The organism is Cytobacillus oceanisediminis 2691 (assembly GCF_007678455.1).
GTDB lineage: Bacteria > Bacillota > Bacilli > Bacillales > Cytobacillaceae > Mesobacillus > Mesobacillus oceanisediminis_A.
Map to the genome: position 1 here is coordinate 315,299 of NZ_VEEP01000001.1, position 13,536 is coordinate 328,834.

Below are 13,536 nucleotides of genomic sequence, written 5' to 3' on the forward strand. Positions count from 1 at the left end.
TTAAGCATAATCCTGTCATGTGTGTCCGAAGAGTTAGCCGATAAAAAGATGTAAAATATATCCCCTCTATATATAACAGCCTGCAGGCTTTGATCGCTGCAGGCTGTTTTCTTTTTTATGCTGTTTTATGCTGGTGCATCAAGTTCATCTTCTTCAATCCGCTTTTCATAGTGTTCGACATCTTTGCGGGCGTTGAAGCGGTCAGCTTTTTCAAGGGTGACCGTGATATTGTAATCTGGTATGCCTGCATACTTTTCATAGCGTCCTCTTGGCAGCAGGAAGTTTCCTTCCGGGAAGTGAACCTGGACGTTGCCACGGGAAATGTCTACGAATTTAGCCCTTCCCTGGAAAACACCAAAGCCATTATAGAGAACAATTCCTTCTCCTTCAGCGATGCTAAGATCCTGGGCATCTTCTGCATTCATCAGGACATCATAACGCCCTGCGCCGTTAAGTGGATCGACTTCATTATAAACCATCGAATTAAATTGTTTTCCCCGGCGGGAGGTAACGATGAATTGGCCTTCCTTTTTGCCTAATTCTGGGATATCAACTGTGATCAGGTTTCCTTTGCCATCCGGGGTAGGGCAGATGCCCTCCTCACATAACCAGGCGCCGCCCCATTGGAAAACGTCTCCCGCTTTTTTCAGGTGTTGGATTCCGTCATAATTGGGATTCGCCACGGCTATTTCATTCCGGATCTCCTGAGCATCTTTGAAGTCCACCATGTGGGCTGTCTCAGGCTTAACGCGTTTCGCTAAATCAATATAGATTTTCCATTCTGCACGAGCTTCTTCAACCTGGTTTTTGTTGCCCTCAATTTCGGGACTGAAGTAAACCATTCTTTCAGTGGAAGTGGACGTTCCTCCGCCTTCCTGCTCATAACGTGTTTTGGCAGGGAGGATAAGGACGGCTTCTTTAGCATCTACAAGAGTAGAAGTATTTAAGATGATATCCTGGTGGACACGGATGTCCAATTCGGATAATGCTTTTTCCACAAAATTCGGGTCTGGCATCGTTTCAAGGAAATTGCCGCCCGATAAGTAGTACATCTTGATTTTTCGTTCATGATCCTCAGGGAGCATGATGTTTTCAAGTGTAACACCGACGATGTCACCTTGCCATTCAGGAAGGTCAAATCCCCATAGCTTTTCGATGCGCTTAATGTTGTTTCCGTAGAAATCCCCGCCTGGCAGTACAAAAGGATCCGCACCCATTTCACCGCTTCCCTGGACTGAGGAGTGTCCGCGGAAAGGCATCAGCCCTGCATGCTTACGGCCAAGGTGACCGCGGAGCAGCGCCAGATTTGCCACTTGTGAGATATTATCGGTTGCGAATGAATGCATAGTCAAACCAAGTGCCCATGCATATACGGCATTCTTGCTGCTTGCGAGCAGTTCCGCCAACTCGATAATGCGTTTTTGTGTAATTCCGGAGGAAGCAACAATATCTTCCCATTCTTGTTTCTGAACCTTTGCTTTTAATTCCTCATAGCCATTTACATGTGCATTCACAAATTCATGATTGATCGCTGAGCCATACTTATTTGATTCCATCTCAAACCAGTGCTTCATGATTCCATGCATGAAGGCGATGTCTCCGCCGATATTTACCTGGTAGAAATCATCGGCAATTTTTGTGCCAAATAGCGCAGATTCAGGATTAGAAGGAATCCAATACTTGTCCATGGCAGGTTCTTTATATGGGTTGACGACGATGATTTTCGTTCCCTTTTTCTTTGCTTCGAGCATGTACTTCGAAGAAACAGGGGAGCTGTTCGATGCGACACTGCCCCAGAATAATAAAACATCGGTTCCAATCCAGTCCTGGTAATTTGAAGTCGAAGCCCCCACGCCTATTGAGCGTTTCAATGCTGTTTTTGAAGGGGAGTGGCAAATCCTGCTGGCATTGTCGATATTATTCGTTCCAAGAAAACGGGAAACTTTTCCCGCAACATAGTAGGATTCATTTGTGATTCCCCGGCTTGTCAGGTAAAAAGCATACTGTTTCGGGTCAAGTTTTTGCATTTTCTCTGCGATCATGTCCATGGCATCATCCCAACTGATGCGTGAAAACTTACGCTCTCCATTTCTGCGGATCATTGGATATGGGATGCGTCCCAGTTTGCGCAGCTGAGTGCTGTCATATTTTCTGAGTTCGTCAATGTCGGCGTGGAGGATTTCTGGCTTGATGGCACCAGAGGTATTCAGCCTTAGGACATTCAATCTTGTCGTACAAATATGCGGACCAGTCAATGTCTGGTCATGAAGGCCGGACACACCAAGTGCACAGCCATCACATACACCTTTAGTCAGGATGTTGGTGGCATATCCGAAGTTATCCCTATTGTCCCAAAGGGTTTTCATCGTATCTCTAATATGTTTAGGCTTCACCTTTCCAAGCCCAAAAGGTATAGGGCTTACCCAATGCTTTGGTGCAGGCATAGCCGCTTTTTTCTGCGGTCCTGGATGTTTAGTTTTTCCCAATTTGAAACACTCCCATTTTAAATCTAGTCGAAAAAAAACCACCGTTACCCGAAAACAATGCTTCGGATATAAACGGTGGTTAGTCTTTAGCAGGGTCGCTGCCAAGTGCCATACCTGATCAGTTATTGAATTTCGCTTGAATATCTTCGTCAAAAACAAAGATGGACATTCCGAAATCACGGTCGATATCTATGTCTACAAAAAGTTCGACAAGCTTGCAGCCTAGGAATTCTTCCATTTCAAGTGGAGGATTTTTCCGGTACATTTCCTTCACCATTTCCGTCCTGGCTGCCCGCAGTGCCTGCTTGCCTTCATTGGCAGAAGCAATGAACTTCTCAACTGGCGATAGATTCCCTTCCATTTCGCATATCGCCCACTTTTTGCAAAAGGTAGTGGTTATTTTGCTGGGGCCTTTGCCCATATGCTTCTTACGGAAGGAACGGACCAAATTGCTGAACTCTGCCTCGTATTTATTCATGTTATCCTCCTGTCATCCATACAGGTTATAAGATGATTGGTATTTTACCATACTGTGAGGCAATTGGAAAAGCGCAAGCGCCTTGCTCAGTCTCGACAGGGGCTGGAAGTCCGTCCAGAGAAGGCGTTCCTTTGACTTCTTTTGGCGGACAGCAGCGACTGGAAGAGGGCAGGGGCTCAAGTCAGACATTTCTCGAAGCTCCTGATTGTAATAAAAGAATTAACCAGCCATTCTTTCATTTGCTTCATTTTGCTTGCGAAGCTTTTGGATATCACGGCGAATCAAGATGGATACCGCAAGGGCAACAACAAACAGTCCGCTAAAGAAAGTCAGGCTTGTTGCATAGCTTCCAGTAGTGTCCTTCATCCATGCTGCAAACATTGGGCCTGCAAGGCCGGCCGCTGCCCATGCTGTCAGGATATATCCATGAATCGCACCGAGCTGTTTGGTTCCGAAGATGTCGCCGATGAAGGCTGGGATTGCTGAAAACCCTCCGCCGTACATCGTATAGACCACTGCGAGCATAACTTGGAAAAGAAAAGCTTCTTTAGTATGCGGCAGCAGCATGAACAATACAATTTGAGTCGCAAAGAAAATGGTGTACGTATTCGGCCGTCCGATATAGTCGGAAATCGAAGCCCAGGCAATACGGCCGAAGCCATTGAAAAGTCCCATTATGCCAACGAGTGCTGCAGCCTCAGCTGTCGTCAGGCCAATACTTTCTTGTGCCAGAGGTTTTGCAGCAGAAAGGATGGCAATCCCGCAAGTAACATTGATGAATAGCATGATCCATAGATAATAAAAGCGTGAAGTCTTGATTGCTTCATTAGCTGTCAGCTGTGAAAGATCCTTTTTAACCTTAACTTTTCCTGCTTTAGCCTTTTCCTGGAACCCTTCAGGAAGCCAATCAACCGGAGGCTTTTCAAGATACAAGGATGATAATGTCATGATAATAAAATAGGCTGCACCTAAAATGTAAAAAGTATTGGCAGTTCCAACAGACTTAATCAATGAATCCATGATCGGGCTGCTGATGGCGGCCGCAAATCCAAAACCCATGATCGCAAGTCCGGTAGCAAGCCCGCGTCTGTCCGGGAACCATTTAACTAAAGTAGAGACAGGAGCAATATAGCCAACCCCAAGTCCAATCCCGCCTAATACCCCATATGTAATATACAATAAAGGCAATGATCCAAGATTAACGGCAAATCCTGAACCTAAAATTCCTGCTCCAAAAAATCCAGCAGCCAGCAGTCCGGCTTTTCTTGGACCATGTTTCTCCACGAAATGCCCCAGGAATGCGGCAGATAATCCTAAGAACAGGATTGCCAGACTGAAGGTGAATTGCACTTGCTTTGAAGTCCAGCCGAACTCCTCGATCAATGGGTTAGTAAAGTTACTCCAGGCATATACTGAGCCAATGGAAATATGGATGCCTACTGCAGATGCTGCAATCAGCCACCGATTCTTTGTTTTCTTCATGTTTTTACCCCTTTGCTTTGTTAATTTTTCATTCTGCGCCATGGCTGAAAGTGAAAGTCTTGGAATCTTCCAAACTACGATTCCCGGTCGTTATGTACATGGGTTGTCCATAAGTGTGCTTATTTCTTTGCCAACAGAAAACCGCCAATCTTTCCAGCCCTATGCTAAATACACAGGACGTCGTGAGAAAGATCGACGGTTAGAATCAAGCAGGTATCGCTACTCAATGGCCAACAGTTAATCGCTTACATCTCTGTGACACCTTAACCGATGACAGGATCGCTATCTCGAATCAAAATGTTACAGATTTGTGAACTTCGAAAAAATTTTATCACTTTACAAATGCAGATGCAACAACTTTTAGCCTTGCTAAATCAATTTTACACTACACTCGTGTTGTAAATTTTTCTTGAGAAAAAGAAAATACTGTGTTTAGATTTTAAGTATTCTCAAATTCTCAAGATTCAGGTGAAGCCTATGTTGGAAAATATGAGCGATAAATATACGATTACAAAATATCATGATGGACGATTCCAGGACGTAGAGGATGTCGTTGTCAATGAATTCCCGTTGACGATTTATGTGAACGATATGGAGTTCGCAACAATGGTCTGCACTCCGACTCATTTTGAAGAAATGGTTGTCGGCTTCCTGGCATCCGAAGGGGTGATCCGCTCCTATAATGACATCCATTCCCTCAGTATTGACGAGAGCAGGGGATATGCTTACGTCATGCTAAAAGTAAATATGACGACAAACCAGGAATATTTTTCAAAGCGTTTTATTGGATCATGCTGCGGAAAAAGCAGGCAATTTTATTTTCACAATGATGCTAGGACAGCAAAGACTTCCATGTCCAAAACGACAATCACTGCGGCCCAGAGCATTGAACTTATGAACCAGATGCAGAATAATTCACAAGTTTTCCTTGAAACCGGCGGCGTACATAATGCAGCTCTCTGTTCCCCTGAGGAAATGATTGCAGTCAGGACGGATATTGGGCGCCATAATGCGCTAGATAAGTTATATGGATATAGTATTTTGAATAGAGTGCCAGTAAGGAATAAAATCATTGTTTTCAGCGGCCGTATATCATCGGAAGTTTTGTTGAAGGCAGCGAAAATCGGCGTGGGGATTGTGCTATCAAAATCCGCACCAACTGATTTGGCAATCAAACTGGCTAAGGATTTAAACATCACCGCAGTTGGTTTTATAAGAGGAAAATCATTCAATGTCTATTCTTGTCCAGAAAGAATTATAGATTAATAACTTTAGTTCTTTTGTCGTGTCAGCTAATAACTTTATTAAATAATTAGAATGAAGCCAGGCCCTATTTCAAGGGTTCTGGCTTTTTCCAGTATAATGTAATATTTCCGCGCACCTTGTCGGACAAGGAAGAATCGGGAGCATAAAAGAGTATATGCAGGGAAAAGGGAGGCTCGCCAAGCTGAGTGCGTGAGAAGGTGTATTTTCCTGTGATTTCAAGAATTATCAGACAATTTGAATTTTGAAAGCATATTACACGATTGTTACAATTATATTCATAAAAATGTTTTTGGAGTTCAAGATTTTCCACAGCCAAAAGTACGAAAGAACTGTTTTTTAAAATAATAGTTTACTTTATGGGGCAAGCGGGTAAATGATTTTCAGGGTGAATGTTGCGGTTTTTCATACATAGTTGTTGAAGACCGATTAACAGAATAAATATGTACAGAAATTAATCATTATGAGGGGGAGTTTTAAACAGTGAAGAAATTTTTATCATTAATCATTTTGATGGTGACCCTTACAGGTCTCCTCGCTGCATGTGGCAGTGATGAAAAGGCATCAGGCGATGGCGGGATGGATCTTGCTGAGGAGGGCAAATTCACTTTTGCGTCTTCTGGTGAATTCAAGCCATTCAGTGTAACAAGTGGCGGCGGTAAGATGTCAGGCTTTGACATTGATGTAGCCGAAGCAGTGGCAAAGGAACTGGGCCTTGAGCCAAACCAGAAGAAGTTCAAGTTTGCCAGTATTGTAGAAGGAGTCAAGTCAGGACGGTTCGATGCGGCTGTTGCCAGCCATACCATAAATGAAGACCGCTTAAAGCATGTTGATTTTTCCACTCCGTACTACTATTCTGGACCGCAAATCTTTGTCAGGCCTGACAGCGATGTTCAAAAACTTTCAGATCTAAAAGGAAAGGAAATCGCAGTTTCGAAAGGTTCTACCTATGCAAAAACAGCAGAAGAGGTAACAGATAATATTGTGCTTTATGATAGTGACGTAACAGCTTTGGAAGCTTTGGCCAATAAAAGGCACGACGCTGTCATAACGGACTTTGTTACAGGAAAAGAAGCGATTGGTGCCGGTCTTAAAATCGAAGGCAGAGAGCTTCTTGGCCGAAGCGAGCAGGCAATTGCGGTAGCCAAAGACAACGACGAATTACTGAAAAAAGTCAACGAAGCATTGGATACTTTGAGAGAAAATGGAACGTTGAAGAAAATCAGTGAAAAATATTTCGGTGAAGACATCACAGTTAAACCGGAGGAATAAGTTGTCCATCAGGAGCGAATGTGCGGTAAAACCGCACATTCGTTTCTGCTTAAAAATGATGTTTAGCACAATCAGCAAACAATAATTAAGAACCACCGATAAATGAGCCCACAGGGAGTTGAATGAATTTTGCCAAGTCTATCGCATGTTATAGAAGTCTTTTTTGACACGTATGATATTTTCCTTAAAGGCATGCTGCTCACATTGCAAGTTACAGCAATTTCGATTCTAATCGCTATTTTCATAGGATTGTTTTTCGCCTTTTTAAAAATTTCAGGAATCAAAGTACTGGAATGGATTGCTGATGTCTATATTTACCTTGTCAGAGGAACTCCATTGATTGTACAGATTTTCATCTTCTATTTTGGAATGACGAGCTTTAATATATCCGCGTTTTGGTCGGTAGCGCTTGGACTTGCTTTCCATAACGGTGCCTATATTGCCGAAATCTTCAGGGGAACCATCCAGTCCATAGACAAAGGCCAGATGGAAGCAGGCCGTTCACTTGGGATGAGCAAATCCCTTACTATGAGACGAATTATCCTTCCACAGGCTTTCCGTCGTGCCTTGCCCCCACTTGGGAATCAATTCATCATTGGCCTCAAGGATTCATCATTAGCAGCCTTCATAGGGATGTATGAATTATTCAATGTGGCAACGACAAAAGGAGCAAACGATTTTGACAATATGACGTATCTGCTCATTGTTGCCGTATACTACCTATTCCTTGTTTATTTGATATCTGCTCTAGTTGGATTGCTTGAGAAAAAACTATCCGTAAGTGATTAAGGGGGAGACTATTTTGGACGGAAGAGACATGATCAATGTTAAGAAAATGAATAAATCATTTGGCGACCTTCATGTATTGAAGGATGTCGATATAAACGTTAAGGAAAGCGACGTTGTCTGCTTGATTGGCGCCAGCGGCTCTGGCAAAAGCACCCTGCTCCGCTGCCTGAATTTCCTGGAACTAAAAGATAATGGCCAAATTATTATTGAAGGTGAAGAAATAAATTCTGATAGCCACGACTTGAACGAAGTTCGCCAGAAGATCGGAATGGTATTTCAGCACTTCAACTTGTTTCCTCACAAAACCGTAATTGAGAATATTATCGAAGCACCAGTCCATGTTAAGGGTGTCAGCAAAGCACAGGCGATCAAGGAGGCAAGGGAACTCCTCGGCAAGGTTGGGCTTGCAGACAAAGAAAAAGTGTATCCATCCAAACTATCCGGCGGACAGAAGCAGAGGGTGGCTATTGCGAGAGCGCTGGCCATGAAGCCTGATATCATGCTGTTCGATGAGCCAACTTCAGCACTTGATCCGGAGCTGGTGGGAGAAGTATTGGCAACCATGAAGGAGCTTGCAGAAGAGGGCATGACCATGGTAGTCGTCACACATGAAATGGGATTTGCTCGTGAGGTTGCAGATTGGGTCGTTTACATGCATGGAGGAAGAATTGTAGAGGTTGGACATCCTGATGAAATTTTTGATAATCCAACAGAAGAACGCACACGTGAATTCTTAAGCAAGACATTTTAACAAAATGGACGCTTAGCACTATCTAAGCGTCCATTTTTCTTTGAGATATCTGCTGAAGCAACTGATTAGACATGGATTTTTCTGGTTTCATAATGGATATTTCAGGGCGGAAATTTGCAGAATAATTACGTGCTTACATAATCCTTTGTTTCTTCCATCTACTAAATATCTGGAAAATTCATATTATTGGAGGCTGACATGCTCAAAAATATTTTATCTAACTTTGTTTTTTCTATATCAGCTGCGGTGATCTTATTGTTCGTCGTAGTTGGGGCCGCCATGCCAGAAAAATTTGGTGCGGTAGCTGGTGAGTTGTTTAGTTTTACAACCGTTAATTTCGGCTGGTTCTATTTACTGGCCGTGTTCATAATTGTTTTATTCTTGATCGGACTGGCTGTCAGTAAGTATGGAGCAATCCGGCTTGGCGGTGAAGGAGAGCGTCCTGAATTCTCCTTTTTTACCTGGATTGGCATGCTTTTTTCAGCAGGATTCGGGGCAGGACTAGTGTTCTGGGGAATCGCAGAACCTATGAGCCATTTCTTTAATACTCCGTTTGCGAGCATAGAAGGGGAATCCCGCAGTGCGGCAAGAATTGCGATGGGCTATTCCTTTTTCCACTGGGGACTCAGCCAGTGGTCCGTCTTTGCGATTGTTGGGCTGGTGATTGGTTTCTTGCAATTCAGGAAACAAAAAGACGGCTTAGTTTCTACGGCTCTTGAGCCAATTACAGGCACAAAGCCAGCAGTGAAAAACACTATTGATACACTCGCAGTTGTCGCAACTGTCATGGGGATTGCCACTTCTGTAGGGCTTGGTGTTCTGCAAATGAATGGCGGATTGAACGCTGTATTTGATACAGGGAACTCTATCGGAATCCAAATGGTCATTATTTTAATCATTTTCATTGCCTATATGATTTCTTCTTCCACCGGTCTTGATAAAGGTATTGCGATGTTGAGCAACCTTAATCTTGGAATCGCTCTTGTCCTCTTATTATTCGTCCTGATTGCCGGGCCAACTGTATTCATTATGGAAAGCTTCACGCTCGCGATTGGGGATTATTTTGCGAACTTCATCCAGTACAGCCTCAGGCTTCAGCCTTACCAGGAAGGAACCTGGACAAGAGATTGGACAATCTTCTACTGGGCTTGGGCCATTGCCTGGTCGCCGTTTGTCGGGGCATTCGTTGCCCGGGTTTCAAAGGGGAGAACAATACGTGAATACATCTTTGGTGTAATGGTGATTCCCCCTGTGATTGCCTGCCTCTGGATTGCGGCATTCGGCGGTACGGCTTTATGGAATGACCTCAATAACAACACAGGTATTGCTGCGGCAGTAGATGCAGATTTAACCTCTGCTTTATTCAAGACATTCGAAGTTTTGCCTATGTCAACGATTCTGTCGGTTCTATCGATTATCTTGATTTTCACATTCCTGGTAACATCCGCGGACTCTGCAACCTATATACTTGCAAGCATGACGACCTCGGGAAGTCTGAACCCGCCAATATTTGCAAAAATCGTCTGGGGTTCACTAATGGCAGCTATTTCTGCAGTCCTCCTTTATGCTGGGGGACTTGAAGCATTACAGACTGCTTCCTTGATTGCTGCACTTCCATTCACCGTCTTGCTCTTGCTGTTGATGTTCGCGATCCTTAAGCTCCTGAAAAAAGAACCTTTGCCAATCAGGCCAGCAGATTTAAGGAGATTCAAAAGACTTGAGAAAGCAGCAGGAAAGGAACAGGAGAAAAAATGATCCATGCCCATAAAGCAGATTCAGATTGCAGAGAGACTCGATTTTTTCTCGAGACTCTCTGCAGTCTTTTTTTTTTGGAAAATTCCCATTAAAAAGGTATTTAAAAGAAAGGAAGAATTTCCGATATAATAACCATGTAACCAATATGAAAACCTAACAAAGAATGTTTACCAGGGATGATTTTATGGAATCTAACATCTTCCTACGGCTGTTTCATAAAATATTCGATGTATTTGTTAATGATTTTAAAAATATACTTGGGGTATCTTCGTATTGTCAGTACAAACAACTATAGGAGGAGAAAGAATGAACTTATCGATTTCACAAATTAAAAAGAAGGCACTGGCATCATTGAAAGGAAAGTGGGGTATTGGAGTCGCCCTGACGTTCCTTATCTTTTTGATTACGACGATTGTGCCGGGAATTATTGAAGTTTTATTGAGCGGCGGTTTTTCAGAGTGGGCTAATCAGGATGAAACCCCACTAATAGCAGATATGGTGAATCTATTGATCTCGTTTTTGTTTATCCCGCTGACAGTTGCAAGCTACTGGTTCTTTCTTGTCATTACCAGGTGGAATGATCCAAAAATCTCCGATATCTTTGCTGTTTATAAAAAATGGGAGCTATCGCTGAAGCTCATCGGAACATCTATCCTAGTCGGAATCTTTACGATTCTATGGTCTTTATTATTAATTATCCCGGGAATTATCAAGGGAATTTCCTATTCTCAAGTATTTTTCCTGCTTAGAGATAATCCGCAGCTTTCCGCTCTTGAAGCGATTACAGAAAGTAAAATCAGGATGAAGGGGTACAAATGGAAGTATTTCCTGCTGAATCTTAGCTTTATTGGATGGGCATTCATTGCAATCTTTACTTTCGGAATTGGTTTCTTGTGGCTGGCTCCGTACATTAGTACCGCGAATGCTACTTTTTATAATGAACTAATCGCTCCCAAAGGTCATGAAGATGCAGAGTCATCCGACTTGGCTATCTAATTTTTCAGCCCGGCTATATTTTAGCTGGGCTTTTTGTTTTGTTCGGCCGGCTCAGCGAAGTCAAAGGAACGACTTCATCGGTAGCCCATCCAGCACTTGTCCGGGCTGACCGAGCAGCTTGTGCCTTTTTATTCAAACTTATTATCACTCTTCAGTTTCTGGGAAGCTTTCCTCCCGCATTCGGGATTGTTCATCTGGATTCCATAAAATAAAGGATAATCATGGAAAAAGTCGAATAGTATTAATCTCAGTACGTTTCAGAAATGGAGGAAAAACTTGTGTTTGATATGTCTACGATTTTTCTGGTGGATCAAAAAGAAGGATTCACTCCAACACTCGGCCATTTGGTGTCGATGATGAACTACACGCGGAAAACCACTCTGGAGGCAGTGGAGGGGCTATCGATCGAGGAGTTGGATTACCTTATTCATGATGAAGCAAATTCCATCGGCATGCTGCTTGGCCATATGGCTGCCGTGGAACGCATCTATCAAATTGTTACCTTTGAAAAGCGTGACCCTACTGAAGAAGAAGAGCATACTTTAGCTGCCGGACTAGAACTAGGCGAGAAGGGGAAGGCAGCTTTTAAAGGATTGCCGCTAGATCATTATCTTGAAGAACTCCAGACAGTCCGAAATGAAACCTATGAAAAATTCCAGACTCTTTCAGATGATTGGTTGTTTGAACAGACCAATTGGTGGTGGAACCAGCCTGGGAACAATTACTTTAAATGGTTCCACGTGTACGAAGATGAAATCAACCACCGCGGCCAGATCAGGATGATCAAGAAAATGTACAGTAAAGAACTTGTAAAATAATATACCAGATGGCCGTTGGGAGATTAGAAGGTTTCTAATTTGCTATTGGGTGAACAGTCAGGAAATAAATTAATGGATTAAAAGGGGGCTGAGAAGTGAAAAAGCTATATAAGGACTTTTTGTTTTTTCCGGATATTAGTATCTTGATATTTTTAATATTTGCTGGCATCGGGATGTCCATCTTGAGAGGCATGACATGGTCCATGGTTTTATTTTTCATTGCAGGTATGATTACATTCGCTTTCAGTGAATATTTTACCCACCGCTTCTTCTTCCATATTAAAGCACCGAAGAACCCATTATTCCTAAGATTCATGAAAAGAATCCACTACGACCATCACACTGAACCGAATAACCTGAAGTTGTTATTCCTGCCATTGTGGTACAGTTTACCAGGCTTTTTGATCCTGTCGTTTCTTTTTTATCTAGTTTCTCAGAATGTGACTCAGACTATTGGATTTGGTACGGGGCTGATGACAATGCTGCTTGTCTATGAGTGGAAGCATTATGTTGCCCACCGGCCAATTAAGCCAAAGACCAAATTCGGACGTTGGGTGAAAAAGGTTCATCTTCTTCATCATTATAAGAATGAGAATTTTTGGTACGGTGTTAGCACCCCGTTTGCCGATTACTTATTTGGGACATTCGGGAACGAAAAGGAAGTTGAAACAAGCAAAACAGCGAAGGATTTGGAAAAACGAGTCTTATAACAGTAGGCCTGTTTCCTCTAATAGGAAACAGGCTTTTCATTAGTTTTGGTTTTCATGGAAGGCTTTAGCTATTTTTCTACAAATTTTTAAAAGTTTTGAAACTTATTTCCAGTACAATCGTATTACATATCAAGAAATAAATGGAAGAAGGGAGGGTGCGAATTTCGATTTTAGCAAGGGGTGATAATTATGGAGATGTTTGGCATGCCATTAGAAACGATTTATTTATATGGATTGGTGATTTCGGGTGTTGTCACGATTCTTTATCTATTTTTCGGTGACGCCCTTGAAGGACTGGCAGAAGCGATTCCTTTTGTGAATCCGACCTTGATTTTTTCATTCGTGACGATTTTTTCTGCAGGAGGATATTTAGGAGAAATCTTCACACGTCTGCCCAGCTTATTGATTGCTGGGGTTTCAGCGATTATTGCTCTTATTCTTGTCACTTTATTGAATGTGTTTGTATTGATTCCCTTATCGAATGCCGAGGAGTCACTTGTCTACAAGGATAGTGACTTGCGGGGAAGAATCGGAACCGTCATCACCGGGATTCCGACTGATGGATATGGTGAAGTCTTGATTGAGAATATTAGCGGCCGCATCTCCAAACCGGCAGTCAGCTTCACAAACACTAACATTCCTTATGGAAAAAAAGTACTCGTGATCGACATCGAAAACGGGGTTCTGCAAGTGAAATTATATGAAGAATTAGAGACTTATATTTAGGAGGAGAAGG

Annotated in this window: 13 protein-coding genes; 9 read left to right on the forward strand and 4 right to left on the reverse strand. The window is 42.7% G+C overall.

What is annotated here, in order from left to right:
• Window positions 1–125: 125 nt before the first annotated feature.
• The 4 genes from FS736_RS01605 to FS736_RS01615 form a co-directional block, all read right to left on the reverse strand.
• On the reverse strand, window positions 126–2,486 hold the full coding sequence (locus FS736_RS01605; RefSeq protein WP_144474609.1) for an FdhF/YdeP family oxidoreductase: 2,361 nt from the start codon (window positions 2,484–2,486) through the stop codon (window positions 126–128).
• Between the two features lie 118 nt (window positions 2,487–2,604).
• Window positions 2,605–2,964 carry a Na-translocating system protein MpsC family protein gene (locus FS736_RS01610; RefSeq protein ID WP_144474610.1) on the reverse strand — a complete coding sequence of 120 codons (360 nt, stop codon included), beginning with the start codon at window positions 2,962–2,964 and terminating at the stop codon, window positions 2,605–2,607.
• Between the two features lie 12 nt (window positions 2,965–2,976).
• On the reverse strand, window positions 2,977–3,153 hold the full coding sequence (locus FS736_RS24100; protein ID WP_186326632.1) for a hypothetical protein: 177 nt from the start codon (window positions 3,151–3,153) through the stop codon (window positions 2,977–2,979).
• Between the two features lie 30 nt (window positions 3,154–3,183).
• Window positions 3,184–4,446 carry an L-lactate MFS transporter gene (locus FS736_RS01615; RefSeq protein ID WP_144474611.1) on the reverse strand — a complete coding sequence of 421 codons (1,263 nt, stop codon included), beginning with the start codon at window positions 4,444–4,446 and terminating at the stop codon, window positions 3,184–3,186.
• 477 nt (window positions 4,447–4,923) lie between these two features.
• On the opposite strand from FS736_RS01615, the gene fdhD reads away from it, so the two are divergent.
• From fdhD to FS736_RS01660, 9 genes are all read left to right on the forward strand, one after another.
• Window positions 4,924–5,712 (forward strand): formate dehydrogenase accessory sulfurtransferase FdhD, encoded by a 789-nt coding sequence (gene fdhD, locus FS736_RS01620; RefSeq protein ID WP_144474612.1) that lies wholly within the window; start codon window positions 4,924–4,926, stop codon window positions 5,710–5,712.
• 480 nt (window positions 5,713–6,192) lie between these two features.
• Complete coding sequence (locus tag FS736_RS01625; RefSeq protein ID WP_260983503.1) at window positions 6,193–6,981, forward strand: transporter substrate-binding domain-containing protein; 789 nt, start codon at window positions 6,193–6,195, stop codon at window positions 6,979–6,981.
• 129 nt (window positions 6,982–7,110) lie between these two features.
• Complete coding sequence (locus tag FS736_RS01630; protein ID WP_144474613.1) at window positions 7,111–7,770, forward strand: amino acid ABC transporter permease; 660 nt, start codon at window positions 7,111–7,113, stop codon at window positions 7,768–7,770.
• A gap of 28 nt (window positions 7,771–7,798) precedes the next feature.
• The gene (locus FS736_RS01635) at window positions 7,799–8,521 is read left to right on the forward strand and encodes an amino acid ABC transporter ATP-binding protein (RefSeq protein WP_144474985.1); all 723 of its coding nucleotides are present in this window, start codon (window positions 7,799–7,801) and stop codon (window positions 8,519–8,521) included.
• 198 nt (window positions 8,522–8,719) lie between these two features.
• Window positions 8,720–10,276, forward strand: coding sequence for a BCCT family transporter (locus FS736_RS01640; RefSeq protein ID WP_144474614.1), 1,557 nt, complete (start codon window positions 8,720–8,722; stop codon window positions 10,274–10,276).
• Window positions 10,277–10,582: 306 nt separating this feature from the next.
• Entirely contained in the window at window positions 10,583–11,272 is a 690-nt protein-coding gene (locus FS736_RS01645) for a DUF975 family protein (protein WP_144474615.1), read from the forward strand.
• A 287-nt stretch (window positions 11,273–11,559) separates the two neighbouring features.
• The gene (locus FS736_RS01650; protein ID WP_251544215.1) at window positions 11,560–12,090 is read left to right on the forward strand and encodes a DinB family protein; all 531 of its coding nucleotides are present in this window, start codon (window positions 11,560–11,562) and stop codon (window positions 12,088–12,090) included.
• A gap of 95 nt (window positions 12,091–12,185) precedes the next feature.
• Window positions 12,186–12,800, forward strand: coding sequence for a sterol desaturase family protein (locus FS736_RS01655; RefSeq protein ID WP_144474616.1), 615 nt, complete (start codon window positions 12,186–12,188; stop codon window positions 12,798–12,800).
• A gap of 189 nt (window positions 12,801–12,989) precedes the next feature.
• Window positions 12,990–13,526 carry an NfeD family protein gene (locus FS736_RS01660; RefSeq protein ID WP_144474617.1) on the forward strand — a complete coding sequence of 179 codons (537 nt, stop codon included), beginning with the start codon at window positions 12,990–12,992 and terminating at the stop codon, window positions 13,524–13,526.
• Window positions 13,527–13,536 lie beyond the last annotated feature (10 nt).